Annotated in this window: 19 protein-coding genes and 1 pseudogene; 17 read left to right on the top strand and 3 right to left on the bottom strand. The window is 74.2% G+C overall.

Annotated features, from left to right (window positions below):
* Positions 1 to 88: 88 nt before the first annotated feature.
* A complete protein-coding gene (locus tag ACFWXO_RS37695) occupies positions 89 to 493 on the bottom strand; it encodes a VOC family protein (protein ID WP_375890912.1) in 405 nt (134 codons plus the stop codon).
* Between the two features lie 83 nt (positions 494 to 576).
* Between ACFWXO_RS37695 and ACFWXO_RS37690 the strand changes: the two genes are divergently transcribed.
* The 16 genes from ACFWXO_RS37690 (at position 577) to cobA (ending at position 20,855) form a co-directional block, all read left to right on the top strand.
* The gene (locus ACFWXO_RS37690) at positions 577 to 1,788 is read left to right on the top strand and encodes a methyltransferase (protein ID WP_380529871.1); all 1,212 of its coding nucleotides are present in this window, start codon (positions 577 to 579) and stop codon (positions 1,786 to 1,788) included.
* A 133-nt stretch (positions 1,789 to 1,921) separates the two neighbouring features.
* Positions 1,922 to 2,950, top strand: coding sequence for an N-acetyl-gamma-glutamyl-phosphate reductase (argC, locus tag ACFWXO_RS37685; RefSeq protein WP_375890916.1), 1,029 nt, complete (start codon positions 1,922 to 1,924; stop codon positions 2,948 to 2,950).
* A gap of 17 nt (positions 2,951 to 2,967) precedes the next feature.
* Positions 2,968 to 4,116 (top strand): bifunctional glutamate N-acetyltransferase/amino-acid acetyltransferase ArgJ, encoded by a 1,149-nt coding sequence (argJ, locus tag ACFWXO_RS37680; RefSeq protein ID WP_380529874.1) that lies wholly within the window; start codon positions 2,968 to 2,970, stop codon positions 4,114 to 4,116.
* Positions 4,117 to 4,227: 111 nt separating this feature from the next.
* Positions 4,228 to 5,103: an acetylglutamate kinase gene (argB, locus tag ACFWXO_RS37675; protein WP_375890951.1), complete on the top strand. Its 876-nt coding sequence runs from the start codon at positions 4,228 to 4,230 to the stop codon at positions 5,101 to 5,103.
* Positions 5,100 to 6,305, top strand: coding sequence for an acetylornithine transaminase (locus ACFWXO_RS37670; RefSeq protein ID WP_380529868.1), 1,206 nt, complete (start codon positions 5,100 to 5,102; stop codon positions 6,303 to 6,305). The genes argB and ACFWXO_RS37670 overlap by 4 nt, the downstream gene beginning before the upstream one ends.
* Positions 6,306 to 6,328: 23 nt before the next feature.
* On the top strand, positions 6,329 to 6,874 hold the full coding sequence (locus ACFWXO_RS37665; protein ID WP_375890920.1) for an arginine repressor: 546 nt from the start codon (positions 6,329 to 6,331) through the stop codon (positions 6,872 to 6,874).
* A gap of 145 nt (positions 6,875 to 7,019) precedes the next feature.
* Positions 7,020 to 8,450: an argininosuccinate lyase gene (gene argH / locus ACFWXO_RS37660; RefSeq protein WP_375890922.1), complete on the top strand. Its 1,431-nt coding sequence runs from the start codon at positions 7,020 to 7,022 to the stop codon at positions 8,448 to 8,450.
* 108 nt (positions 8,451 to 8,558) lie between these two features.
* Entirely contained in the window at positions 8,559 to 8,816 is a 258-nt protein-coding gene (locus ACFWXO_RS37655) for a hypothetical protein (RefSeq protein ID WP_375890924.1), read from the top strand.
* A gap of 250 nt (positions 8,817 to 9,066) precedes the next feature.
* Positions 9,067 to 9,585: a GNAT family N-acetyltransferase gene (locus ACFWXO_RS37650; protein WP_380529865.1), complete on the top strand. Its 519-nt coding sequence runs from the start codon at positions 9,067 to 9,069 to the stop codon at positions 9,583 to 9,585.
* Positions 9,586 to 10,133: 548 nt separating this feature from the next.
* Entirely contained in the window at positions 10,134 to 11,174 is a 1,041-nt protein-coding gene (locus ACFWXO_RS37645) for a methionine ABC transporter ATP-binding protein (protein WP_380529863.1), read from the top strand.
* A 5-nt stretch (positions 11,175 to 11,179) separates the two neighbouring features.
* A complete protein-coding gene (locus ACFWXO_RS37640) occupies positions 11,180 to 11,908 on the top strand; it encodes a methionine ABC transporter permease (protein WP_380529872.1) in 729 nt (242 codons plus the stop codon).
* Between the two features lie 58 nt (positions 11,909 to 11,966).
* Positions 11,967 to 12,791 carry a MetQ/NlpA family ABC transporter substrate-binding protein gene (locus ACFWXO_RS37635; protein WP_375890929.1) on the top strand — a complete coding sequence of 275 codons (825 nt, stop codon included), beginning with the start codon at positions 11,967 to 11,969 and terminating at the stop codon, positions 12,789 to 12,791.
* Positions 12,792 to 12,999: 208 nt separating this feature from the next.
* Complete coding sequence (locus tag ACFWXO_RS37630; protein WP_375890931.1) at positions 13,000 to 13,635, top strand: GNAT family N-acetyltransferase; 636 nt, start codon at positions 13,000 to 13,002, stop codon at positions 13,633 to 13,635.
* A 163-nt stretch (positions 13,636 to 13,798) separates the two neighbouring features.
* Positions 13,799 to 15,055, top strand: a complete 1,257-nt coding sequence (gene cbiE / locus ACFWXO_RS37625; protein WP_375890933.1) for a precorrin-6y C5,15-methyltransferase (decarboxylating) subunit CbiE — start codon at positions 13,799 to 13,801, stop codon at positions 15,053 to 15,055.
* A gap of 484 nt (positions 15,056 to 15,539) precedes the next feature.
* Positions 15,540 to 19,502: a nicotinate-nucleotide--dimethylbenzimidazole phosphoribosyltransferase gene (gene cobT, locus ACFWXO_RS37620; protein ID WP_380529861.1), complete on the top strand. Its 3,963-nt coding sequence runs from the start codon at positions 15,540 to 15,542 to the stop codon at positions 19,500 to 19,502.
* A gap of 105 nt (positions 19,503 to 19,607) precedes the next feature.
* Positions 19,608 to 20,855 (top strand): uroporphyrinogen-III C-methyltransferase, encoded by a 1,248-nt coding sequence (cobA, locus tag ACFWXO_RS37615; RefSeq protein WP_375890936.1) that lies wholly within the window; start codon positions 19,608 to 19,610, stop codon positions 20,853 to 20,855.
* Between the two features lie 37 nt (positions 20,856 to 20,892).
* Here cobA and ACFWXO_RS37610 read toward each other — a convergent pair whose 3' ends face one another.
* Positions 20,893 to 23,634, bottom strand: a complete 2,742-nt coding sequence (locus ACFWXO_RS37610) for a SpoIIE family protein phosphatase (protein ID WP_375890937.1) — start codon at positions 23,632 to 23,634, stop codon at positions 20,893 to 20,895.
* 89 nt (positions 23,635 to 23,723) lie between these two features.
* On the opposite strand from ACFWXO_RS37610, the gene ACFWXO_RS37605 reads away from it, so the two are divergent.
* Complete coding sequence (locus tag ACFWXO_RS37605) at positions 23,724 to 24,530, top strand: TrmH family RNA methyltransferase (protein ID WP_380529858.1); 807 nt, start codon at positions 23,724 to 23,726, stop codon at positions 24,528 to 24,530.
* A 620-nt stretch (positions 24,531 to 25,150) separates the two neighbouring features.
* Here the strand turns inward: ACFWXO_RS37605 and ACFWXO_RS37600 are convergent.
* Positions 25,151 to 26,072 (bottom strand): annotated as a pseudogene (locus ACFWXO_RS37600) (hypothetical protein); the annotation flags it as partial.

Below are 26,072 nucleotides of genomic sequence, written 5' to 3'. Positions count from 1 at the left end.
CACCTCCTGGCCACCTGGAACGGCACATGCCCGACCTGCCAGCGACCACTGCCCAGACCAAGACCAGCCCCGACCTAACAAAGCACTACTAGGCCGCGAGGGGGACTTCCTGGACGGCCCAGCCGTTGCCGTCCGGGTCGTTGAAGAACACGAAGTTGTTCCAGGCCTCGCCGTGCCCGTTCACCCGGGCTCCGGCTACGAAGTGCTGGACGGGGCTGACCACCACGCCCCGCGCGGTGAGCTCCGCGTGGGCCTTCTCGATGTCCGGCACCACCAGTTGGAGGCCCTTCACCGAGCCGGGCGGCGACTCGATCACCCCGGCGCCGACCACGATCGAGCAGCGTGAGCCGGGGGGAGTCAGCTGGACCACCCGGACCCCGTCGCGCAGGCGGGTGTCGTGGTCCACGGTGAAGCCGGCCTGCTCCTCGTAGAAGAGCTTCGCGCGGTCCACGTCCGACACCGGGACCACCACGACTTCGAGCTTCCAGTCCATCGCCCTCACCCCTCTCGGTCGGGCTCTTCCAGTATCTGCCCGAAACCGTTCCCCGGCGGACCTTCGGATAGCCTGAGAACACGATGAATCCGCAGACCACGCCCGCTTCGTCACCCTCGGCCACCGCCTTCGCGACCCCCTGGGGCTCCCTCGACCTCACCCGCTTCCCCGCGGACCCCCGCGAGCGGCTGCGGGCCTGGGACGCCGCCGACGAGTACCTGCTGCGCCACCTCGCCGGCGAGGCCGACAGCGCCGACGGCGCCGCCACCGAGCTGGCCGGCCGCCGGATCGCCGTCCTCGGCGACCGCTGGGGCGCGCTGGCCACCGCGCTGGCACCGTACGGACCGGTCCAGATCAGCGACTCCCACCTCGGCCGGCAGGCCACCCGGGAGAACCTCGCCCGGGCCGGCGCCGCCGTCGACGAGGAGCGGCTGCGCACGACCCGGGACACCCCGCCGGAGCGCATCGACGTCCTGCTGGTGCGGGTGCCCAAGAGCCTGGCCCTGCTGGAGGACCAGCTGCACCGGCTCGCCCCGGCCCTCCACCCCGGCACGGTGGTGATCGGCACCGGCATGGTCGCCGAGATCCACACCTCCACCCTGGAGCTGTTCGAGAAGGTGCTCGGCCCGACCCGCACCTCGCTGGCCGTCCGCAAGGCCCGGCTGATCTTCTGCACCCCCGACCCGGCGCTCGACCCCGGCCCCAGCCCGTGGCCGCACCGCTACGCGCTGCCGCCGGACATCGGCCCCGCCGCCGGGCGCACCGTGGTCAACCACGCGGGCACGTTCTGTGCCGAACGGCTCGACATCGGCACCCGGTTCTTCCTGGCCCACTTGCCCACGCCCGCCCCGGGCGACCGGGTGGTGGACCTCGGCTGCGGCAACGGCGTGGTCGGCACCGCGGCCGCGCTGGCCGGGCCGGGCGCGGAGCTGGTGTTCGTGGACGAGTCCCACCAGGCGGTGGCCTCCGCCGAGGAGACCTTCCGCGCCAACCTGGGCCCGGACGCCCCGGCCGAGTTCCGCACCGCCGACGCGCTCGACCCGGCGGTGTTCGCCCCGGGCTCGGTGGACCTGGTGCTCAACAACCCGCCGTTCCACTCCCACCAGGCCACCACCGACGCCACCGCCTGGCGGATGTTCACCGGCGCCCGGCGGGCGCTGCGGCCCGGCGGTGAGCTGTGGGTGGTCGGCAACCGTCACCTCGGCTACCACGTCAAGCTGCGCAAGCTGTTCGGCAACTGCCAACTCGTCGCGGGGAACCCGAAGTTCGTGGTGCTGCGAGCCGTGAAGCGCTGACCGGGGGCCGTCGGCGGCACGGTCCGCCGGTGCCCGGGCCGGTCGCACCGGCGGGGAGCCCGGGGGTGCCGGGCTCAGCCTTGCATGGATTTTCCCTCCCGCGTATATTCATGCCACGACCAAGGAGGAAGCCATGGCTTTGCGAGTCGCCGTCGCCGGCGCGAGCGGGTACGCGGGCGGTGAGGTGCTGCGCCTGCTGCTCGGCCACCCGGAGGTGGAGATCGGGGCGCTGACCGGCGGCTCGAACGCGGGCACCAGGCTCGGCGCGCTGCAGCCGCACCTGATCCCGCTGGCCGACCGTGTGCTCGAACCCACCACCCCCGAGGTGCTGGCCGACCACGACGTGGTGTTCCTGGCGCTGCCGCACGGCCAGTCCGCCGCCGTCGCCGAGGCCCTCGGCCAGAACGTCCTGGTGATCGACTGCGGCGCCGACTTCCGGCTCAAGGCCGCCGCCGACTGGGAGCAGTTCTACGGCTCCGCCCACGCCGGCACCTGGCCCTACGGCCTGCCCGAACTCCCCGGCCACCGCGACGCGTTGAAGGGCAGCAACCGGATCGCCGTGCCCGGCTGCTACCCGACGGCCGTCTCCCTGGCGCTGTTCCCGGCCTACGCGGCCGGCCTCGCCGAGCCGGAGGCCGTGGTGGTCGCCGCCTCCGGCACCTCCGGCGCCGGCAAGGCCGCCAAGACCCACCTGCTGGGCAGCGAGGTGATGGGCAGCGTCAGCCCGTACGGCGTCGGCGGCGTGCACCGGCACACCCCGGAGATGGTGCAGAACCTCACCCCGCTGGCCGGCGAGCCGCTGACCGTCTCCTTCACCCCCACCCTCGTCCCGATGCCGCGCGGCATCCTCGCCACCTGCTCCGCCAAGGCCAAGCCGGGCGTGAGCGCCGAGGAGCTGCGCGCCGCGTACGCCGAGGCCTTCGCCGACGAGCCCTTCGTCCACCTGCTGCCCGAGGGGCAGTGGCCGCAGACCAGCAGCGTCTACGGCGCCAACACCGCCCTGGTCCAGGTCGCCCTGGACGCCACCGCCGGGCGGATCGTCGCGATCAGCGCGATCGACAACCTGGTCAAGGGCACCGCGGGCGGCGCGGTGCAGAGCATGAACATCGCCCTCGGCCTGCCCGAGGAGCTGGGCCTTCCCCTGAACGGAGTCGCACCGTGACCACCCCCGACACCGGCGTGACCGCCGCCAAGGGCTTCCGGGCCGCCGGCGTGACCGCGGGCATCAAGGCCTCCGGCACCCCGGACCTCGCCCTGGTGGTCAACGACGGCCCCTCGTACGCCGCGGCCGGCGTCTTCACCGCCAACCGGGTCAAGGCCGCGCCCGTGCTCTGGTCCCAGCAGGTCCTCAAGGGCGGCCGGGTCTCCGCCGTCGTCCTCAACTCCGGTGGTGCCAACGCCTGTACCGGCCCGGCCGGCTTCCAGGACACCCACGCCACCGCGGAGAAGGTCGCCGCCGAGCTGGACCTCAGCGCCGGCGAGGTCGCCGTCGCCTCCACCGGCCTGATCGGCGTCCGGCTGCCGATGGACGTGCTGCTGCCCGGTGTCGCCCTGGCCGCCCGGGAGCTCAGCGAGACCGGCGGCGAGTCCGCCGCGATCGCCATCAAGACCACCGACACCGTGCACAAGACCGCGCAGGTCACCAGCCCGGCGGGCTGGACGGTCGGCGGCATGGCCAAGGGCGCGGGCATGCTCGCCCCGAGCCTGGCCACCATGCTGGTCGTGCTCACCACCGACGCCGACCTGGACAGCGCCGCCCTGGACGCCGCCCTGCGCGGCGCCACCCGCACCACCTTCGACCGGATCGACTCCGACGGCTGCATGTCGACCAACGACACCGTGCTGCTGCTGGCCTCCGGCGCCTCCGGCACCGCCCCGGACGCGGCCGAGTTCGCCGAGGCCGTCCGCACCGTCAGCGCCGACCTGGCCCGCCAGCTGATCGGCGACGCCGAGGGCGCCAGCAAGGACATCCGGATCGACGTCACCGGCGCGGCCACCGAGGACGAGGCCGTCGAGGTCGCCCGGACGATCAGCCGCAACAACCTGCTCAAGTGCGCCATCCACGGCGAGGACCCCAACTGGGGCCGGGTGCTGTCCGCGATCGGCACCACCTCCGCCACCTTCGAGCCGGACCGGCTCGACGTCGCCATCAACGGTGTCTGGGTCTGCCAGGACGGCGGCGTCGGCGAGGACCGCGACCTGGTGGACATGAAGGGCCGTGACGTCGTCATCACCGCGAACCTCAACGCCGGTACGGCGAGCGCCTCGCTGTGGACCAACGACCTCACCGCCGACTACGTCCACGAGAACAGCGCCTACTCCAGCTGAGCCGCCGCTCCGCCGAGCGCCGAACCGCGACGACCGTTCCGACAAGGGAAACCCGTGCAGATCGCACCCAAGGGCGAACAGGCCCGCAACAACACCGCGTTGCCCAAGGCCATGACGCTGATCGAGGCGCTGCCCTGGCTGGAGCGCTTCCACGGCAAGACCATCGTGATCAAGTTCGGCGGCAACGCCATGGTCGACGAGAGCCTCAAGGCGGCCTTCGCCCAGGACGTCGTCTTCCTCCGCTACGCCGGACTGCACCCCGTCGTGGTGCACGGCGGCGGCCCGCAGATCAGCGCCCAACTGGACCGGCTGGGCCTGGAGTCCAGCTTCACCAACGGCCTGCGGGTCACCACCCCCGAGACCATGGACGTGGTCCGGATGGTGCTGGCCGGCCAGGTGCAGCGCGAGCTGGTCGGCCTGCTCAACGAGCACGGCCCGTTCGCCGTCGGCATGACCGGCGAGGACGCCCACACCATGACGGCGGTCAAGCGCTACGCCGTGGTGGACGGCGAGCAGGTCGACATCGGCCTGGTCGGCGACATCGTCAACATCGAGGCCGGCGCCGTGAAGGCACTGATCGCCGACGGCCGGATCCCGGTCATCTCCTCGATCGCCCGCGGTGCCGACGGCCACGTCTACAACATCAACGCCGACACCGCCGCCTCCGCCCTGGCGGTCTCGCTCGGCGCCGAGATGCTGGTGGTGCTGACCGACGTCGAGGGCCTGTACAAGGACTGGCCGAACTCCGACGACGTGATCAGCCAGCTCAACGCGAGCGAACTGGACGCACTGCTGCCGGGCCTGGCCAGCGGCATGCTCCCCAAGATGGAGGGCTGCCTGCGCGCCGTCCGCTCCGGCGTGGGCACCGCCCGCGTCCTGGACGGCCGGGTGCAGCACAGCCTGCTGCTGGAGATCTTCACCGACGAGGGCATCGGCACGATGGTCGTGCCGGACGACGAGCCGACCGTGACCGGGGGACTGGCATGACGCACAACGAGCAGCTCACCGACCGGTGGCAGCACGCCTTCACCGACAACTACGGCACCCCCCGGATCCCGCTGGTGCGCGGCGAGGGCGTCAAGCTCTGGGACGCCGACGGCAAGGAGTACACCGACCTGCTCGGCGGCATCGCCGTCAACGCCCTCGGCACCGCCCACCCGGCCGTGGTCGAGGCGGTCAGCCGGCAGATCGCCACCCTCGGCCACGTCTCCAACCTCTTCATGGCCGAGCCGACCATCGCGCTCGCCGAGCGGCTGCTGGCGCTGGACGGCCGGGAGGGCGGCCGGGTGTTCTTCTGCAACTCCGGCGCCGAGGCCAACGAGGCCGCCTTCAAGATCAGCCGACGGACCGGCCGCACCCACCTGGTCGCCCTCCAGGGCGCCTTCCACGGCCGGACCATGGGCGCCCTCGCGCTCACCGGCCAGCCCGCCAAGCAGGCGCCGTTCCGCCCGCTGCCCGGTGACGTCACCCACGTCCCGTTCGGCGACGTCGAGGCGCTGCGCGCGGCCGTCACCACCGACACGGCCGCCGTCTTCCTGGAGCCGATCCAGGGCGAGAACGGCGCGATCCCGCTGCCCGACGGCTACCTGAGGGCCGCCCGCGAGATCACCCGGGCCACCGGCACCCTGCTGGTCCTGGACGAGATCCAGACCGGCATCGGCCGGACCGGGTACTGGTACGCCCACCAGGCCTGCGAGGGCGTCGAGCCGGACGTGGTCACCCTGGCCAAGGCGCTCGGCGGCGGCCTGCCGATGGGCGCGGTGCTGGCCTTCGGCCCGGCCGCCGAGCTGCTCACCCCGGGCCAGCACGGCACCACCTTCGGCGGCAACCCGGTGGCCGCCGCGGCCGGGCTCGCGGTGCTGGACACCATCGAGTCCGAGGGCCTGCTGGAGCACGTCCGCAAGATCGGCGACCGGCTGCGGCACGGCGTCGAGGCGCTCGGCGACCCGCTGGTCTCGCACGTGCGCGGGGCCGGACTGCTGCTCGGCATCGTGCTGACCCGGCCGCTCTCGGCCCGGGTCCAGGCGGTCGCCCAGCAGGCGGGCTTCCTCGTCAACGCGGCCGTCCCGGACGCCGTACGGCTGGCGCCGCCGCTGGTGCTGAGCGAGCAGGAGGCGGACGCCTTCCTCGCGGCCCTGCCGGAGATCCTCCGAACGGTGCGCGAGAGCGCCCCGGCCGATGCGAGTTGACCATCGTCCGGGAGAATAATCACATGACCGATTCCCGCTCCGGCTCCGCCGCCGGCCCGACGCCGCAGGTCCCGCAGACCCGCACCGCGCGCCACCGGCGGATCGTGGACCTGCTCACCCGCCAGCCCGTGCGTTCGCAGAGCCAGCTCGCCAAGCTGCTCGCCGACGACGGACTCGTGGTCACCCAGGCCACCCTCTCCCGGGACCTGGACGAGCTGGGCGCGGTCAAGATCCGCAACCGGGACGGCGCGCTGATCTACGCCGTCCCCGCCGAGGGCGGCGACCGCACCCCGCGCGCACCGATGGGGGAGTCGGCCAGCGAAGGCCGGATGGCCCGGCTGGCGGGCGAGCTGATGGTCTCCGCGACGGCCTCCGGCAACCTGGTCGTGCTGCGCACCCCGCCGGGCGCCGCGCAGTTCCTCGCCTCGGCGATCGACCAGGCCGAGGTCTTCGAGATCATCGGCACCATCGCGGGCGACGACACCGTGCTGCTGATCAGCCGGGACCCGGCGGGCGGCCAGGCGCTGGCCGACCACCTCATGCAACTCGCCCAGGCCAAGGCGCAGTAGGGCCGCGGCAGCCACAGCCCCGGCAGCCACAGCCCCGGCAACCACAGCCCCGGTCGAAGGATCCCCTTCGACCGGGGTTTTGTGTTCCATACGGAGTGATGCATACTTATGCCACCCACTGCACATGTGTGAAGGAGCCACCGCGATGACCGCCCAGCAGTCCTCCGACGTCCGCCTCTGGGGCGCGCGCTTCGCCGACGGCCCGTCCGAGGCGCTGGCCAGGCTCTCCGCCTCGGTCCACTTCGACTGGCGGCTCGCCCCCTACGACATCGCCGGCTCCAAGGCCCATGCCCGGGTGCTGCACAAGGCGGGCCTGCTCTCCGACGAGGAGCTGGCCGGCATGCTGGCCGGCCTCGACCGGCTGCTCGCCGACGTCGAGGCCGGGACCTTCGTCGGCACCGTCGCCGACGAGGACGTCCACACCGCCCTGGAGCGGGGGCTGCTGGAGCGCCTCGGCGCCGACCTCGGCGGCAAGCTGCGGGCCGGGCGCTCGCGCAACGACCAGATCGCCACCCTGTTCCGGATGTACCTGCGCGACCACGCCAGGACCATCGGCGGCCTGCTGCTCGACCTCCAGGGCGCCCTGGTCGGCCTGGCCGAGGCGCACCCGGACACCGCGATGCCCGGCCGCACCCACCTCCAGCACGCCCAGCCGGTGCTCTTCGCCCACCACGTCCTCGCGCACGTGCAGGCCCTCGGCCGGGACGCCGAGCGGCTGCGCCAGTGGGACGCCCGCACCGCCGTCTCCCCGTACGGCTCCGGCGCGCTGGCCGGCTCCTCGCTCGGCCTCGACCCGCAGGCCGTCGCCGCCGACCTCGGCTTCGAGGGCGGCTCGGTCGGCAACTCCATCGACGGCACCGCCTCGCGCGACTTCGTCGCCGAGTTCGCCTTCGTCACCGCGATGATCGGGATCAACCTCTCCCGGATCGCGGAGGAGGTGATCATCTGGAACACCAAGGAGTTCGGCTTCATCACCCTGCACGACGCCTTCTCCACCGGCTCCTCGATCATGCCGCAGAAGAAGAACCCGGACATCGCCGAGCTCGCCCGCGGCAAGTCCGGCCGCCTGATCGGCAACCTCACCGGCCTGCTCGCCACCCTCAAGGCGCTGCCGCTCGCCTACAACCGGGACCTCCAGGAGGACAAGGAGCCGGTCTTCGACTCCTGCGACACCCTGGAGGTGCTGCTGCCCGCGTTCACCGGGATGATGGCCACCCTGACGGTGCACCGGGAGCGGCTGGAGGAGCTGGCCCCGGCCGGTTTCTCGCTCGCCACCGACATCGCCGAGTGGCTGGTCAAGCAGGGCGTGCCGTTCCGGGTCGCGCACGAGGTGGCCGGAGCCTGTGTCAAGGCCTGCGAGGCCCAGGGCATCGAACTGTCCGACCTGACCGACGAGCAGTTCGCCGCGATCTCCGAGCACCTGACCCCCGAGGTCCGCACGGTGCTCAGCGTGCACGGCGCCATCGCCGCCCGCGACGGGCGCGGCGGCACCGCCCCCTCGGCCGTCGCGGTCCAGCTCGCCGAGGTGAAGGCGGACCTGGCGCGGCAGCAGGAGTGGGCCCAGCCCCAGGGCTGACCCCTGGAGCAGCGCGGGAGGGGCGCGGCGGTCCGACCGTCGCGCCCCTCCCGCGTGCGCGCCCCGGTCCGGGCGTAACCGGCCCCGCCCGGGCCCGTCATGCACGGTGTGTGCACCCCCCTTTCTCCCGTCCCCTCGGCCGAGGACGTCTACCTCGCCGAGCAGCGCCGCCGCGTGGTCCGCGAGACCGTCGCCGCCCTGCCCGGCCGCTGCCCGGAGCTGATCGCCGCCCTCGCCGAGGATCCGCCGCCCACCTACCGGGAGCTCTCCGAGCGCCTCGGCATGCCGCGCGGCTCGATCGGCCCCACCCGGTCCCGCTGCCTGGCCTGTCTGCGCCTCCTGCTGCACGCCGAGCGCTACCCCTGACCGGGGGCCCGCCTCACCCGGGCGCCCCACATCCGCTCCCGCCGCTCACCGCCCGTCACCGGTCGCTCGCTCCACCCCCCAGCGCGGCGTGACCCTGGCCACGTCTGCCCCGCCGAAGGTTGAGGGAACCTGACACCCGGGTAGCACGCTGGCGAACGTCACTCTTGACGGTGGCGCATACGCTCGGATACTGAGCGTGAGCGCGCCACCCTCTGCGCGCCGGGCACGACGACTGGGGAGGCCCCTCCACATGGGCATGAGCGTGATCATCTCGGCCGCTGCGGCCGAGGACGCGGAGCAGATCCTCAAGCTCCAGTACCTGGGCTACCAGCCCGAGGCGGAGCTGTACGGCGACTGGGCGATCGAGCCCCTGACCCAGAGCCTGGAGAGTCTGCGAGCCGAACTGACCGAGCAGCACGTCCTGGTCGCCCGGCTGGGCGACGAGGTGGTGGGCGCCGTCCGCGGCCACGTCGACGCCGAGGGCATCGGCCGGATAGGGCGTCTGGTGGTCCACCCCCGGATGCAGCGGCACGGCCTGGGTGGCCGGCTGCTGGACGCGCTGGAGCGCCGGATGGCCGAGGCGCCCCACCCGGTGACGGCCTACCGGCTGTTCACCGGGCACCGGAGCCTCGGCAACCTGCGGCTCTACGCCCGCCAGGGCTACCGGCAGACCGCCGTCGAGCGGGTGACCAGCCGGCTGAGCTTCGTGCACCTGGAGAAGTCCGCCGCGACCCCGCTGGCCGAGACCTCGCTGGCCGCGACCGCCTGAGCTCCGCCCGCCCCGGCAACCTCGACGCCGCCACCATCCGGACGCCCCGGTGGCGGCGTCGAGCCGTATCCCCCCAGCTCCGCACGGGTCGTGTCCGCAATGCGGACAGCCCTGTCGAACAATTGGGCGCTGTACGACTCATCTGTTTTACTGGCTCACATGACTGCGACGACGAACTGGACCCCCACCGGCACGCTGCCGGCAGGTGAGCGTGCCATGTGCCGTCGAATGTGTCACTGCTGAGGGCCACCGCCCCCGGGCACCCCGTCGAGGGTGCCTCCCCCTCGCGCCCCGAAGCGAGAATCCGGCGTCGCTCCCGCCCGTGCGAGCGCGCCCTCCTCCCGGAACCCTCCCCTCCGGCGTGCCCGCCCACCCGCGGCCGTCGATGACTCGTTAGGGCCACGCCGTCGCGCGGCCCGGTCGTTCTACGGCCACGATCAAGGGGTGGCAGGTCCGGATCCCCCTGGCGGGGCGTCGCAGGACACCGCCGACCGCGACCCGGTCGGCCGGTGGACACCGCCGCCCGCCCCCGACCCACGGAAGCACCTGTGATCACCACCACGGACCTGACGAAGGTCTACCGTTCCCGAGGCCGCGAGGTGACCGCCCTCGCCGGCGTCGACCTGCACGTCCGCCCGGGCGAGGTCTACGGAGTCGTCGGCACCAGCGGTGCCGGCAAGTCCACCCTCATCCGCTGCGTGAACATGCTGGAGCGCCCGACCTCCGGCACGGTCACCGTGGACGGGGTCGACCTGACGGCGCTGTCCGGCGGGGAGAACCGGGCCGGCAAGGACCTGCGCGAGGCGCGCCGCCGGATCGGCATGGTCTTCCAGCACTTCAACCTGCTCTCCTCCCGTACGGTGCAGCAGAACGTCGAGCTGCCGCTGGAGATCATCGGCCTGGACCGCACCCAGCGCCGCCGCAAGGCCGCCGAGCTGCTCGACCTGGTCGGCCTCGGCGACAAGGCCCGCAGCTACCCCAACCAGCTCTCCGGCGGCCAGAAGCAGCGGGTGGGCATCGCCCGCGCCCTGGCCGGCGACCCCAAGGTGCTGCTCTCCGACGAGGCCACCTCGGCCCTCGACCCGGAGACCACCCGCTCGATCCTCAAGCTGCTGCGCGACCTCAACCAGCAGCTGGGCCTGACGGTCCTGCTGATCACCCACGAGATGGACGTCATCAAGTCCGTCTGCGACTCCGCCGCCCTGATGCGCGGCGGCCGGGTGGTGGAGTCCGGCGAGCTGACCGACCTGCTGGCGGAGCCCGGCTCCGAGCTGGCCCGCGAGCTGTTCCCGCTGAGCGAGTTCGGCACCGGCCACCCCGGTACGACCGTGCTGGAGATCACCTTCCAGGGCGACGCCCCGGCGCAGCCCTTCGTCTCCCAGCTGGCCCGCACCTACCAGATCGACATCAACATCCTCGGCGCCGCCGTGGAGACGATCGCGGGCCGGATGGTCGGCCGGATGCGGGTCGAGCTGCCCGGCGGCCACCAGGACAACGTGGTGCCGATCGGCTACCTGCGCGAGCAGGGCCTGCAAGTGGCCCTGATCGATTCGGACGGCAACGGCAGGGCGAACGGAGCGGTGGCATGAGCGGCCTGAGCTGGGACCAGATGCAGGACCTGATGTGGCCGGCCACCCAGGAGACCTTCCAGATGGTCGGTGTCGCGACCCTCTGCACGGTCGTGCTCGGCCTGCCGCTCGGGGTGCTGCTGGTGCTCACCTCCAAGGGCGGGGCGCTGCAGAACCAGCCGGTGAACAAGGTGCTCGGCGCCGTGGTGAACCTGGCCCGGTCGCTGCCGTTCATCATCCTGATGATCGCGCTGATCTCCTTCACCCGCTGGCTGACCGGCAACTCCCTCGGCTGGCAGGCGGCGACCGTGCCGCTGACGGTCGGCGCCATCCCGTTCTTCGCCCGGCTGGTGGAGACCAACGTCCGGGAGGTCGACCGCGGCCTGATCGAGGCGGTGCAGGCGATGGGCGGCAGCACCTGGACGCTGGTGCGCAAGACGCTCGTGCCCGAGGCGCTGCCCGGCATCGTGGCCTCCGTCACCACCACGGTGATCGCCCTGATCGGCTACTCCGCGATGGCCGGCACGGTCGGCGGCGGCGGCCTCGGCGACCTCGCCTACCGCTACGGCTACCTGCGCTTCGAGACCACCTTCATGTGGATCATCGTGGCCGAGATCGCGATCATCGTCACGGTGATCCAGCTGGTCGGCGACTACGCCGTGCGCCGGCTCGGCGACCGGGGCCGCGGCGGCGGACGCACCCGCCTGCTCCGCCCGCGGGCCACCACCCCCGACGAGGACCTCGTCGCCTCCTAGACCTCCCTCGTCCGACCTCCGGACGCGGCTCCCCGCACCACGCAGAAAGGCACTTTTCGTGCGCAACGTTCTGAAGTTCTCCAGTGTCCTCGCCACCGCCGGCCTCGCCCTGTCCCTGGCCGCCTGCGGCAGCTCGGGCTCCTCCTCCTCGGACCCCAACGCGCCGCTCAAGGTCGTGGCCAGCCCGACCCCGCACGCGCAGATCCTCAAGTTCGTCCAGGACAACCTCGCGGCCAAGGCGGGCCTCAAGCTCGACATCAAGGAGGTCACCGACTACGTGACCCCCAACACGGCGGTGCAGGACGGTTCGGCCGACGTCAACTACTTCCAGCACGTCCCGTACCTGGACGACTTCAACAAGAAGAACGGCACGGACATCGTCCCGGTCGAGCCGGTCCACCTGGAGCCGCTCGGCGTCTACTCCAAGAAGGTCAAGTCGATCGGCGACCTGCCGTCCGGCGCCACCATCGGCCTGCCCAACGACGCCACCAACGAGGGCCGCGCGCTCAAGCTGCTCGCCGACAACAAGCTGATCACCCTCAAGGACGGCGCCGGCACCGCCGCCACCCCGGCGGACGTGACGGCCAACCCGAAGAACTTCAAGTGGAAGGAGCTGGAGGCGGCCCAGCTGCCCCGCTCCATCGCCGACCTCGACGCCGCCGTGATCAACGGCAACTACGCGCTCGACTCGGGCCTCAAGCCGGCCACCGACGCGCTGGTGCTGGAGAAGGCCGAGGGCAACCCGTACGCCAACATCATCGCCGTCAAGAAGGGCAAGGAGAACGACCCGCGGGTGAAGAAGCTGGCCGAGCTGCTGCACTCCGACGAGGTCAAGAAGTACATCAACGACACGTTCCAGGGTTCGGTCATCCCGGCCTTCTGAACGATCTGATCGTCGTACGGTCATACCTTGTGACGCCCGACCGGGCCCCCGCCGCACCTCGGCGGGGGCCCGGTCGGGCAGTATGCACCAGGGACACCACGGCAGACCGGGTTCTGACGTACCGTCGTGCGCGCGGCGCACCGCATGGCAACCGGGGCGCGACGGAGGCGTACGGTGTTGTGTTCACGACCCGGCGAGGAGAGACGGCATGGCAGCGAGCTTCCCCGAGACCGCCATCAGCACCGAACGGCTGCTGCTGCGGCCCCTTGCGGAGGACGACGCCCCGGGGCTGGCCACCATGATGGCCGACGACCTCGTACTCGCCTGGACCGACCTCCCGCACCCCTTCACCGAGGAGTACGCGACCGAGCTCGCCCGCACCCTCGCCCCCGCCCACCGCGCCCACGGCCGCGGCATCGTCTTCGCCGTCACCGAGCACCTCACCCAGCGCCTGGTCGGCCTGGTCGAACTGCGCAACACCGACTGGCGGCTGCGCAGCACCGAGATCTCCTACGTCACCGCCGCCTGGGCCCGCGGCGAGGGCTACGCCCCGGAGGCCGTCCTCGGCGTCGCCCAGTGGCTGTTCGAGGACCGCGACTTCCTGCGCCTGGAACTGCGCACCGCCGCCGGGAACACCGCCGCCCAGCAGGTCGCCCAGAAGATCGGCGGCATCAGCGAGGGCGTGCTGCGCAGCGCCTGGATAGTCCGCGGCGAGTCCGGGGAGCTCGTCGCGGAGACCCGCAGCGACCTGATCCTGTGGAGCCTCCTCCCGGAGGACCTGGAGTCGCCCGAACTGCACCGCGACGGCTGGCACGGCGACCACCGCTACGTGCTGCGCGACTGATCCGCCACGCCCTTCCCCGCTGGTCACCCCCGCGGCGCGGACATGTGTGCGAGTTGTCGACCTCAGGGGGACGGTACCCGGTAGCCTCTCCACCGGCGCCGCACAGCCGGCGCGACGAGCCGCGCGAGGAGTCGCGCAACGAGTCGAGGGAGAACGGCCGCAGATGGCTGACCGGATCACGGTCATCGGGTGGGACGGCACGCCACTGACCGAGGCCGCCGGCGCGGCCCTCGCCGCGGCGACCCTGGTCGCCGGAGCCTCCTACCAACTGGACGCCCTCCCGGTGCCGGAGGACGCCGAGCGGATCGCCCTCGGCAACATCCAGCAGGCCGCCCGCACGATCGCCGAGCACCGCGGCGCCGCCGTCGTGGTCGCCGAGGGCGACCCGGGCTTCTTCGGCGTGGTGCGCACCCTGCGCCGCCCCGAGTTCGGCCTCGAACTCGAAGTCCTGCCCGCCGTCTCCTCCGTCGCCACCGCCTTCGCCCGGGCCGGGATGCCCTGGGAGGACGCCCAGGTGGTCAGCGCCCACGGCGGCCGGCTGCGCCGCGCCGCCAACATCTGCCGCGCCCACCCCAAGGTCGCCGTGCTCACCGCCCCGGGCGCCGGTCCGGGCGAACTCGCCCTGATGCTGCGCGGGGTGCACCGGACCTTCGTGGTCTGCGAGGCCCTCGGCACCCCGGAGGAGGACGTCACCGTCCTCACCTCCGACCGGATCGCCGACCACGTCTGGCGCGACCCCAACGTGGTGCTGGTGATCGGCGGCGGCGCCCAGGCCGGCGCGGTCGGCGAGGCGGCCGGCTGGCTGGCGGGGCGCCCGCTGGGCTACCCCGGCGCGGAACGCGGCTGGGCGCTCCCCGGCGACGCCTACGCGGGCGCCGGGCGCACGGAGGGCGAGCCGGGCGCGTCGGAGGCACTGCCCGCGCACGTGCGCGCCCTGGTGCTGGCCCGTCTGGGTGCACGTCCCGGCGACCTGGTCTGGTCGGTCGGCGCGGGCAGCGGCGCCCTCGCGGTGGAGGCGGCCCGGTTCGGTGCCGCCGTGGTCGCGGTCGAGGCCTCCCGCTCGGCCTGCGCCCGGCTCACCGTCAACGCCCGCCGCTACGGGGTCGAGGTGGAGACGGTGTACGGGCAGGGGCCGGAGGTGCTGGGCGGACTCCCGGAGCCCGACGCGGCGGTGGTGGAGTCCGGCGGCCTGGACGTGGTGCGCGCGGTGCTGGCCCGCAGACCGGAGCGCTTCGTGGCGCTGGCCCGGACCTTCGCCGAGGCCGAGGAGGTCCACCGGGCCATCGTCGGGGCCGGCTACCGCGCGGACGGCGCGCTGCTGCAGTCGACCCCGCTGCGGGCCGGCGAGGAGGGCGGCGCACTGGCGCTCGGGGCGGGCGCGGGCGGTGCACTGCTGCTCTGGGGTGAGCAGATCGTGTGAAGGCCTCGGGTGCGGGCCGGGGCCGCCGGACCCACCGCGCGGTGATCCAGGTCGCATCCGGACACCGATTCGAGAGGTCACCGCGCCGGGCCGGTAGTGTGGCGTCCCAGGCGGTTCCATCCGCCGACGACCCACCCGATTCGGTCGGTTTGTCACCTTTTTGACGTGGTGCAATCCGGTTCCGCTCGGAGTGTGGGCAATTCGACGGGCCGCGTGCCGGACCTGGAGAATGCCGTAGGGTCCGGTGCGGTCGTGCCGGTTGCTCCGGGTTGTCGTTGACTCAGATGGTGCACCGCCTTCACCGGCGGTGCCCGGGCCGGGGTGCCGCAGCGCGCCGGAAGGACTTGGGCCGCAGCGCCACGGCGCGGCGGCCACGTGTGGTTGAGGGGCGGGTCGGTGCAGGCCCGGCCCGTGCGGATGGGCGCTGCGGTCGGTGGATCGCGTCGCCAAGGGGCGCGGCAGCGGCCTGGAAGGAGCTTTGACAATGACCGATGGCGGCCACGTCCCGGGCGAGGGACTGCCGGAGCACCTGCACGCCGGGCCCGACCCGCTCGGCGGACCGGAGGGCGTCGCGGGCGTTGCACCTCTGCAGGGCGTCGCGACCGACAGCGGCGTGATCCCCAACCCGGCGGCGCCGCTCGGCGGCCTGCCGGGCGCGGTGCCCCCCGGCGCGGGCGTGATCCCGCCGCAGGGCCAGCCGAACTTCACCGCCCCCGGCGTGCCGGCCCCGGCCGCCCCGGGGGACGGCTGGGCCGTCGACCAGGGCGCCCAGCGCCCGGCCTTCCACTTCGTCGACCAGCCGGACGGGCTGGACGACGAGGACGACGTCCTGCTGATGCCCGGCCCGCAGGGCTCCTGGGGCGCCGAGCAGGCCCCGTTCGCGCAGCCGGACGGCACCCCGGTCGAGCCCTCCTGGCCGCCGGTCGACCCGCCCGTGCTCGGCGGCGAGCAGTTCCAGCAGCCGCCGGCGCAGGGCGCCCAGGCGCAGCCGTACCCGCAGCAGCCGATGACGCAGGCTCAGCAGCCGCGGCGCCCGCTGCACGCCGGCCCGCCGATCCCGGACCCCTCGCTGATGACCGGCCAGGTGCCGGTCCGTTCGCTGGCCGACCGCGGCCCGTCGCTGGGCGGCACGCCCGCGCACGGCATCCCGGTCGTCGGCCGGCCGCCGATGGGCGAGCCCGTCGCGCAGGCTCCCGGCGCCGTGCCGCAGGCCGCCCCGGTGGCGCCCGCCGCGCCGGTGCCGCCGACTCCCTCCACGGTCGAGGGCGGGCCGGAGGTTCACCAGGCCGCCCAGGCCCAGGGCTACCAGCAGGTGCCGCTGGCCTCGCCGCCGGTCGAGGGCCTGATGGCGGTCGAGGCGATCGGTGCGATCGAGGTGATCGAGGTCGTCGGGACCCCGGACGCCGTCCTGGCCGCACCGCCCGCCGAGGGCGTTCCGGTCCAGCCGGCCGCCGAGGCCGTCCAGCCGGACCCGGCCGTCGTGGTCGAGCCGGTCGCGGCGGAGACCGTCGCTCAGCCGGCCGCCGAGGCGGTCGCGGTGGAGAGCCCCGCGGTCGAGACGGTGCTCGTCGACGCCCCGGCCGTGGAGACCGCCGCCGTGGAGACCGCCGCGGTCGAAGGTGCCGCCGTCGAGGTCGTGGCCGTCGAAGGTGCCGGCGAGTCCGCCGCGCCCGTCGAGTCGGCCGAGGCCGCCGCCCCGGCCGGTCAGCCGCGCCGGATCTCCGCCTTCCTCGCCGCGCCGACCCCGCACGGCCTGCCCAAGGTCGAGGCGGCCCAGCAGGCCCCGGCGGCCGTCGCGGCGGTCCAGGAGCAGACCGTCCCCATAGCGGTCGCCGACGCGCCGCAGGCCGCCGAGCAGGCCCCTGCCGTCGAGCAGGCCCCGGTTGCCGAGCAGGCTCCGGCCGTCGAGGCGGTCCAGGAGGCCGGGCAGCCCGCCGAGGCCGCGCAGGCGGTCGTCGCGGAGCCGGTGGCCGAAACCGCCGCCGGTACGGGGGAGATGCCCTCCGGTCAGGTCGTCGCCGAGGCCGCCGAGCAGGAGCCCGCCACCGAGCCGGTCCAGGCCGAGGCCGTCGCTGTCGAGGCCGTCGGTGCCGAGCCGACCGCCGAGCAGCCGGAGCACTCGGAGCAGGCCGAGCAGCCGCAGCCGGAGGCCGTCCCGGCCGAGCCGACCGCGGAGACCCCGGCCGAGCCGGTCCCCGGGCAGCCGGAGCAGACCGAGCAGCCGACCGTCGAGCAGGCCGCCGCCGAGGCCGTGCAGCCCGCCGAGGCCGTCGCTCCCGAGGCCGCGCAGCAGCCCGTCCCCGAGCAGGTCACCGAGGTCACCGAACAGCCGGTCGGCGTGGTCCCCGAGACCGCCGGGACCGCCGAGACCGCCGAGGTCGTCGAGCAGCCCGCCGGGGCCCCGGCCGCCGAGCAGCCGCAGCCGGAGCAGGCCGAGCAGCCCGGGGCCGAGCAGCCGCAGGCCGAGCCCGTCGCCGCCGGACCGGAGGCCGTCCAGGAGGAGGCCCCCGCCGCCGAGCAGCCGCAGCCGGAGGCCCAGGCCACCGAGGAGCCGCAGCCCGAGGCCCCGGCCGCCACCGAGCAGCCGGAGGCCGACCAGCCGCCGGCCGAGCAGCAGCCCGAGGCAGCCGTCGAGCCGACCGACGCCCCGGCCGCCGAGGACGAGCAGCCCGCCGAGCCCGCCGAGCCCCGCGGCCCCGCCGCCCCCGGCTACGACGACGCCGGCCGCGACGCCGTCCACCAGGTGATCCGCGAGCGCCGCGACATCCGCAACGGCTTCCGCCCCGACCCGATCCCGCACGAGGTGCTGATCCGCGTCCTGGAGGCGGCCCACACCGCGCCCAGCGTCGGCTACTCCCAGCCCTGGGACTTCGTGGTCATCCGCTCGGCGAAGACCCGTCGGAAGATGCACGCCCTGGCCGAGCGCCAGCGCGAGGCGTACGCGGACTCGCTGCCGAAGGGCCGGGCCAAGCAGTTCCGGGAGATCAAGATCGAGGCGATCCTCGACACCCCGGTGAACATCGTGGTCACCGCCGACCGCACCCGCGGCGGCCGGCACACCCTGGGCCGGCACACCCAGCCGCAGATGGCCCCGTACTCGGCCGCGCTGGCCGTCGAGAACCTCTGGCTGGCCGCCCGTGCCGAGGGCCTGGGCGTCGGCTGGGTGAGCTTCTTCGACGACGAGGAGCTGGTCCGCGAGCTCGGCCTGCCCGAGCACCTGGAGGTCGTCGCCTACCTGTGCGTCGGCTTCGTCGACGAGTTCCCGGACGAGCCGGAGCTGGAGCAGCAGGGCTGGGCCAAGAAGCGCCCGCTCGCCTGGGTGGTGCACGAGGAGCAGTACGGCAACCGCGCGCTGCCCGGCGAGGAGCCGCAGAACCTGCTCGCCGACACCCTGCGCGGGATCCGCCCGCTGGACGCCAAGGCGCTCGGCGAGGCCTGGGACCGCCAGAAGCGGATGACCAAGCCGGCCGGCTCGCTCGGCATGCTGGAGATCATCTCCGCCCAGCTGTCCGGCCTCTCCCGCAAGTGCCCGCCGCCGATCCCGGAGCCCGCCTGCGTGGCGATCTTCGCGGGCGACCACGGCGTGCACGCCCAGGGCGTCACCCCGTGGCCGCAGGAGGTGACCGCCCAGATGGTCGGCAACTTCCTGGCCGGGGGAGCGGTGATCAACTCCTTCGCCAAGCAGATCGGCACCGAGGTCTGCGTCGTGGACGTCGGCGTCGCCGCCGAGCTGCCGCAGGCCGTCCAGCAGGGCCGGGCCACCGGCCTGCTGCCGCGCAAGGTCAAGCCCGGCACCGACGACATGACCCAGGGCCCGGCGATGACCCGCGAGGAGGCCCTCCAGGCTATCGAGGTCGGCATCGAGACCGCCCGCGACCTGGTCGCGGCGGGCAACAAGGCGCTGGTCACCGGCGACATGGGCATCGCCAACACCACCGCCTCGGCCGCCCTGATCTCGGTGTTCACCGGCCTCGACCCGGCCGAGGTCACCGGCCGCGGCACCGGCATCGACGACGAGACCCACGCCCGCAAGGTCGAGGTCATCCGCGCCGCGCTGGCCCTCCACCAGCCCGACCCGAACGACCCGATCGGCGTCCTCTCCGCCGTCGGCGGCCTGGAGCACGCGGCCATCGCCGGCTTCCTGCTGGGCGCCGCCTCGCTGCGCACCCCGGTGGTGCTGGACGGCGTGATCGCCGGTTCGGCCGCGCTGGTCGCCAAGGCGATCGCCCCCGAGGTGCTGGCCGCCTGCATCGCCGGCCACCGCTCCGCCGAGCCCGGCCACCAGGCCGCGCTGGCGAAGCTCGGCCTGCGTCCGCTGATCGACCTGGACCTGCGGCTCGGCGAGGGCACCGGTGCCCTGCTGGCGCTGCCGCTGGTGCAGAGTGCGGCCCGCGCGATGCACGATGTAGCCACCTTCGACTCCGCCGGGGTCACCGAGAAGGCCTGACGCACCACCTCACCGCTCCGCGGACCGGCCCGAGGGCGCGCCGGCCCGCGGAGCGGCGTATCTCCGTACTTCCCCACACCCTCATCCCGATCAGGAGCACCGCCGATGAGCGCGCCCACCCCGCACCCCAGCACCGAGGGCCTGACCCCCTACCCGGTGGGCCTGCTGCTGGCCGGCCGTCGCGTCGTCGTGGTCGGCGGCGGACAGGTCGCGCAGCGGCGGTTGCCCGCTCTGATCGCCTCCGGCGCCGACCTGCACCTGATATCCCCCGCCACCACCCCGGCCGTCCAGGCCATGGCGGACGCGGGCGAGCTGACCTGGCACGCCCGCCCGTACGCGGACGGCGACCTGGCCGGGGCCTGGTACGCCCTGGTGGCCACCGACGACCCGGCGGTCAACACGGCGATCAGCGCCGAGGCCGAGCGCGAGCGGGTGTTCTGCTCCCGCAGCGACGACGCCTCCGCCGCCTCCGCCTGGACCCCGGCCAGCGGCCGTGACGGCGGCGCCACCGTCGCGGTGCTCACCGGCGACCCGCGCCACTCCGCCGCCCTGCGCGACGCCGTCGTCGGCGGCCTGCGGGACGGCTCGCTGGCCGCCCGCTCGTACCGCACCCGCGGCGCCGGCGTCGCCCTGGTCGGCGGCGGCCCGGGCGACCCGGACCTGATCACCGTGCGCGGCCGCCGGCTGCTCGCCGACGCCGACGTGGTGGTCGCCGACCGCCTCGCCCCGCGCGAGCTGCTCGCCGAGCTGCCCGAGCACGTCGAGGTGATCGACGCCGCCAAGATCCCCTACGGGCGCCAGATGGCCCAGGAGGCGATCAACCAGGCGCTGATCGACCACGCCAAGGCCGGGAAGTTCGTGGTCCGGCTCAAGGGCGGCGACCCGTACGTCTTCGGCCGCGGCGGCGAGGAGCTGCTGGCCTGCGCCGAGGCGGGCATCCCGGTCACCGTGGTGCCCGGGATCTCCAGCTCGATCAGCGTCCCGGAGTCGGCCGGCATCCCGGTCACCCACCGCGGCCTGACCCAGGAGTTCACCGTGGTCTCCGGCCACGTCGGCCCGGACGACCCGCGCTCGGTCACCAACTGGACGGCCGTCGCGGGGATGAGCGGCACCCTGGTGCTGCTGATGGCCGTGGACAAGATCGGCGCCATCGCCGCCACGCTGGTCGAGCACGGCCGCCCGGCCGACACCCCGGTCGCGATCGTCCAGGAGGGCACCACCGCCGCCCAGCGCCGGGTGGACGCCACCCTGGCCACGGTCGCCGCCGTGGTCGAGGCCGAGGGCGTCAAGCCCCCGGCGGTCATCGTGGTCGGCGACGTGGTCAACGTCCTGGCCGCCGCCTTCCAGCGGTAGCAGGCCCACGGAGCGGGAAGTCGGCCCGGCCGACTTCCTACTCCAACGGCTGCTCCGTCCAGATGACCTTCCCGGTCGCCGTGTAGCGCGTCCCCCAGCGGTCCGCGAACTGCGCGACCAGGAACAGCCCGCGCCCGCCCTCGTCCTCGGTCGCCGCGTACCGCAGGTGCGGCGAGGTGCTGCTGCCGTCCGACACCTCGCAGATCAGCGAGCGGTCGCGGAGCAGCCGCACCCGGATCGGCCCGGAGCCGTACCGGATCGCGTTGGTCACCAGCTCGCTCAGGATCAGCTCGGTGACGAACGCCGCCTCGTCCAGCCCCCAGTCGGCCAGCCGCCGGGCCACCTGCGCCCGGACGGCACCCACCGCCGCCGGGTCGGCCGGCACCTCCCACTGCGCGACCCGGTCCGGCGCCAGCACCCTGGTCTCCGCCACCAGCAGCGCGATGTCGTCCTGCGGGTGCGCCGGCAGCATCGCCCCGAGCACGTCCGCGCAGGTCTGCTCGGGCGTCCGCGGCGGCCCGCCCAGCGTCGTCCGCAGCAGCTCCAGGCCCTCGTCGATGTCCCGCTCGCGGTCCTCCACCAGCCCGTCCGTGTACAGCACCAGCCGACTGCCCTCGGCCAGCTCCAGTTCGACGGTCTCGAACGGCAGCACCGCCAGCCCCAGCGGCGGCCCGGTCGGCAGCTCCGGGTACGTCACCCGGCCCTGGGGGTCCACCACGGCCGGCGGCGGGTGCCCGGCCCCGGCCAGGGTGCAGCGCCGGGACACCGGGTCGTAGATCGCGTACAGGCAGGTCGCCCCGGTCAGCCCGGCGCTTCCGGCGCCGCCCGCCTCCTCCTGGTCGATCCGGTTCACCAGTTCGTCCAGATGGCCCAGCAGCTCGTCCGGCGGCAGGTCCAGCGTCGAGAAGTTGTGGATCGCCGTGCGCAGCCGCCCCATCGTCGCCGCCGCGTGCAGCCCGTGCCCGACCACGTCGCCGACCACCAGCGCCACCCGGGCGCCCGGCAGCGGGATCACGTCGAACCAGTCCCCGCCCACCCCGGCCTGGGCCGGCAGGTAGCGGTGCGCCACCTCCAGCGCGCTCTGCTCGGGCAGGCTCCGCGGCAGCAGGCTGTGCTGGAGGGTCACCGCCATCTCGTGCTCCCGGGTGTAGCGCCGGGCGTTGTCGATGCACACCGCCGCGTGCGCCACCAGTTCCTCGGCCAGTGTCAGGTCCTCCGGCTCGAACGGCTCGGCCCGGTCCGCCCGCCAGAACCGCACCACCCCCAGCAGCACCCCGCGCGCCCGCAGCGGCACCCGCACCAGCGAGTGCACCCCGTACGCCAGCACCCGCGCCGAGCGTTCCGGGTCCTGCTCCCGCCAGCCCCGCGCCTCGGCCAGCCGCGGCTCCAGCCCGGGCGCGCCGCTGTGCAGCGCCCCGGCCAGCGGGGTGGCCGGCACCACCTCCAGGACCGTCCCCACCGGGTGGAACGGCGCGTCGTCCCTGATCCCGGCGAGCGCGGTGCGGTGCATCCGGCCCAGCGTGCCGACCGACGGGGGTTCCTCGCCCGCCAGGACCTGCTCGGCCAGGTCCACCGTGACGAAGTCCGCGAACCGCGGCACCGCGACCTGCGCGAGCTCCTCCGCCGTCCGGGTCACGTCCAGCGAACTGCCCACCGTCAGCCCGGCGTCGTACAGCAGCCGCAACCGCCGCTGCGCGCCCTCTGCCCGGCCGGTCAGCGCCATCAGCTCGGTGGAGTCGCGCAGCGTGGCGACGCAGCCGGGCGGGCCGCCGTCCCGGTCGGTCAGCCGTACGTTCACGGCGAGCAGCCGCTCCCCGGCCAGCACCACCTCGTCGCTCACCGGCCGGTCGGCGGTCAGCAGCTCCAGCGGCGCGGGCTCCAGGCCCAGCTCGGTCACCGGGCGGCCCTCGGCGTCCGGCGGCAGGTCCAGCAGCCGGCGCGCCTCGTCGTTGCAGAGCAGCAGCCGCCCGTCCCCGCCGACGATCATCACGCCCTCGCGCACCGCGTGCAGCACCGCCGCGTGGTGCTCGTACATCCGGGTCATCTCGACCGGGCCCAGCCCGTGCGTCTGCCGCCGCAGCCGCCGGCTGATCAGCGCCGTCCCCAGCGTGGCCAGCCCTATCGCGCCCGCCGCCGCGCCCAGCACCAGCGGCAGCTGGCGCTCGCTCGCGGTGGACACGTTGCTCAGGGTGACCCCCGCCGAGACCAGCCCGACCACCGAGCCGTCCGGCGCGTACACCGGGACGACCGCCTGCACCAGCGGGCCCAGCGTGCCGGTGAGGTGCTGGGTCACCACCTGGCCGTGCAGCGCCGGCTCGTACGTGCCGATGAACTTCTGGCCGATCCGGGCCGGATTGGGGTGGGTGTAGCGGATGCCCTGGTTGTTCAGCACCACGATGAAGTCCACACCCGAGGAGATCCGCGCGGACTGCGCCTTCGGCTGGAGGATCGCGGTCGGATCGGGGGAGCGCAGCGCGTCCACCATGCCCGGTGAGTTGGCGAAGGCCTGGGCGACCGCCACCGACCGGTTGCTCGCCTCGTGGTCGGCGTCGTTGTGCGACTGCACCACCAGCGCCACCGCTGCCCCCGCGACCAGCAGCAGCACGATCAGGATCTGCAGCGCGAACACCTGTCCGGCCACCGACCAGTGCCGGTCCGGTCTCGACCGCTTCGCGCGTGGCAGCTCTAGCCGACCGTGTGGGCGCCCACCGGGGGAGCCGGCGTCGCCGGTGGCACCAGAGGCCGACGGAGCCCAGGATCGGCCCGGATTTCGGGCCATACCGTCATATTTGCACTCCGAGTAGCCTGGGACCACCCCGTCACCTCCGCCGTTTGGCCTTCCCCGTCCCGGCTTGGCAAGATCACAGGGTGTCCGAACCCAGCACCATCACCGACCCGGCCGACCCGCGCCTCGCCGACTACACCGGCCTGACCGACGTCGAACTGCGCCGCCGCCGCGAACCCGCCGAGGGCCTGTTCATCGCGGAGGGGGAGAAGGTCATCCGCCGCGCCCTCGCGGCCGGCTACCGGATGCGGTCGATGCTGCTGACCGCCAAGTGGCTCGACGTGATGGCCGACGTCATCGCCGAGGCCGACGCCCCGGTCCACGTCGTCGAACCCGGCCTGGCCGAAGCCGTCACCGGCTACCACGTCCACCGCGGCGCCCTCGCCTCGATGGAGCGCAAGCCCCTCCCGGACGCCGCCGACCTGCTCACCGGGGCCCGCCGGGTCGCCGTGCTCGAAGGCCTGGTCGACCACACCAACCTCGGCGCCATCTTCCGCAGCGCCGCCGCCCTCGGCATGGACGCCGTCCTGCTCTCACCCGACTGCGCCGACCCGCTGTACCGCCGCGCGGTCAAGGTCTCCATGGGCGCCGTCTTCGCGGTTCCGTACGCCCGCCTCGACCCCTGGCCCGCCGCCCTCGACACCGTCCGCGACGCCGGCTTCACCCTCCTCGCCCTCACCCCCGCCGACACCGCCGTCGACCTCGCCACCCTCGCCCCGCACACCCTCCCCAGGACCGCCCTCCTCCTCGGCGCCGAAGGCGACGGCCTCACCCACCGCGCCATCGCCGCCGCCCACCACCCGGTCCGCATCCCCATGGCCCACGGCATCGACTCCCTCAACGTCGGCGCCGCCGCCGCCGTAGCCTTCTACGCCGTCACCACCCCCTGACCCCAGAGGTCGCCCCGCCACAGGCCGCTCACCCGGCGAACCTGGTGCCACCTTTGGCCGGCACCAGAAGTCGGCCGGTTCGACTTCTGCTGCGCCCCCGGAAGCTCTTGCACCTGCTCAAGACCCGTTGCCTGCGCCGAAAATCGGCAGCCCCGACCTCCGCCGTTCGCCCGGCGGGCCGGCACCAGAAGTCGGCGGGCCCGACTTCTGACGCCCGCCACCTGAGCCGCGCAGGCTACCTCGCGACTGGGCCCTTATCGCCAGACCGCAGCACGAACGGCCGCCCTGCTCGACTTCTTACGCTCGCCCGCAGCTGCCCACCAAGCCCCACCGTGCGCCAGAAGTCGGCCGACCCGACTTCCTGCGCGGTCTTTTCCAGGCCCGATGTCGCCGCTGCTGTGCCGGAAGCCGCTCCGCTCGCCGCGGGACCACCCGGTCAGCTGCGCACCCTGAGCCCGCAGCCCCACCGCCGCACCAGAAGTCGGCCGACCCGACTTCCAGTGCTCGACGCCGACGCGCCCGCTGCCCGCCGCCTGGGCTGTGCCGTCCACCTCACGCCCCTGGCACAGGGCGAGGCGCCAGAAGTCGGCCAGCCCGACTTCCTGTGCCAGCTCGCTCGCTCAGCCCGTCGGGGCGGTGGGTGGGGCCGGGGCGGCGGCCGGGGGAGGGGTGGTGAGGCCGGTGCCGCCGGAGGCGCCGGCGCCGGGCCAGGACTCGTCGAGGGTGCCGTCGGCCCGCGCGGTGTAGCGGGTGGAGATGATCGCGCCGGTGGCGGCCACGCGTTCCTCACGGACGACGGCGCTGCCGTCCAGGCGCCAGGCGGCGGTGGCCTGCGGGTCGGCGGTGGAGGTCCGGGAGGTGGTGGCCACGGGTGAGTCCCCGGCGAAGGTGTAGAGCTGGACGAGGTCGACCGGCGCCGATCCCTCCACCCGCCGCAGCACCACGACCGTGGCCGGCTGCCCCTTGTACCGGGCGGGCAGGACGGCGCTCAGCGCGATCTGCGGCCCGCCGCCCACCGAGCGCCCGTCTTTCAAGGTGACGGCCGGCCCGCCCGCCGCGTCGGGGTAGCTGCGGTTGGGCCAGTCCACCACGGGACCGGGCCCCTGCGCGGGCGCCAACGCACTGTCCGCGGTGCCGCGCGCGGCGGCCGGGAGCGGGGTTGCGAGCGGGGTCGCCGAGGCCTGCGGCGCGACATCCACGGAACTCCCGGGCACGGCCAGTTCGCCGCCACCACCGCCGCCGCCACCCGTACCGGCCGTCGCGCTCTGCCCGACCGCCGGTCGCGCCCCCTGGTTGCTCCGGTTCTCGCAGCCCTGCGCCGCCGCGATGGCCAGTGCGACGCCGATCGTCACGGTGACGAAGACGACCAGCCGCTGCCGCAGCAACCGCTGCCGTGCCGTGCCGGGCCGTCCGCCGGGTGCGGGGCTGTGCTGCCGGTCCCGGGGGCGGGGCCGGGCCGGCGGCGGGGTCTGTGAGCGGTCCCGCAGTCGGCGGGTGACGGGCGTGGCCTCGGGCCGGGGGAGCGGGGCGCCGTGCGGGCGC

This window comes from Kitasatospora sp. NPDC059088 (assembly GCF_042738155.1).
Classification (GTDB): Bacteria; Actinomycetota; Actinomycetes; order Streptomycetales; family Streptomycetaceae; genus Kitasatospora.
The sequence above is the reverse complement of the archived record's forward strand: the minus strand, read 5'-3'. Positions and strand labels throughout refer to the sequence as shown.

What these genes read in the sequence shown, in the direction of transcription:
- ACFWXO_RS37695 (WP_375890912.1), bottom strand. Translation starts at nt 493, where the DNA reads ATGGACTGGAAGCTCGAAGTCGTGGTGGTCCCGGTGTCGGACGTGGAC.
- ACFWXO_RS37690 (WP_380529871.1), top strand. Translation starts at nt 577, where the DNA reads ATGAATCCGCAGACCACGCCCGCTTCGTCACCCTCGGCCACCGCCTTC.
- argC (WP_375890916.1), top strand. Translation starts at nt 1,922, where the DNA reads ATGGCTTTGCGAGTCGCCGTCGCCGGCGCGAGCGGGTACGCGGGCGGT.
- argB (WP_375890951.1), top strand. Translation starts at nt 4,228, where the DNA reads ATGACGCTGATCGAGGCGCTGCCCTGGCTGGAGCGCTTCCACGGCAAG.
- ACFWXO_RS37670 (WP_380529868.1), top strand. Translation starts at nt 5,100, where the DNA reads ATGACGCACAACGAGCAGCTCACCGACCGGTGGCAGCACGCCTTCACC.
- ACFWXO_RS37665 (WP_375890920.1), top strand. Translation starts at nt 6,329, where the DNA reads ATGACCGATTCCCGCTCCGGCTCCGCCGCCGGCCCGACGCCGCAGGTC.
- argH (WP_375890922.1), top strand. Translation starts at nt 7,020, where the DNA reads ATGACCGCCCAGCAGTCCTCCGACGTCCGCCTCTGGGGCGCGCGCTTC.
- ACFWXO_RS37650 (WP_380529865.1), top strand. Translation starts at nt 9,067, where the DNA reads ATGGGCATGAGCGTGATCATCTCGGCCGCTGCGGCCGAGGACGCGGAG.
- ACFWXO_RS37630 (WP_375890931.1), top strand. Translation starts at nt 13,000, where the DNA reads ATGGCAGCGAGCTTCCCCGAGACCGCCATCAGCACCGAACGGCTGCTG.
- cbiE (WP_375890933.1), top strand. Translation starts at nt 13,799, where the DNA reads ATGGCTGACCGGATCACGGTCATCGGGTGGGACGGCACGCCACTGACC.
- cobT (WP_380529861.1), top strand. Translation starts at nt 15,540, where the DNA reads ATGACCGATGGCGGCCACGTCCCGGGCGAGGGACTGCCGGAGCACCTG.
- cobA (WP_375890936.1), top strand. Translation starts at nt 19,608, where the DNA reads ATGAGCGCGCCCACCCCGCACCCCAGCACCGAGGGCCTGACCCCCTAC.
- ACFWXO_RS37610 (WP_375890937.1), bottom strand. Translation starts at nt 23,634, where the DNA reads ATGGCCCGAAATCCGGGCCGATCCTGGGCTCCGTCGGCCTCTGGTGCC.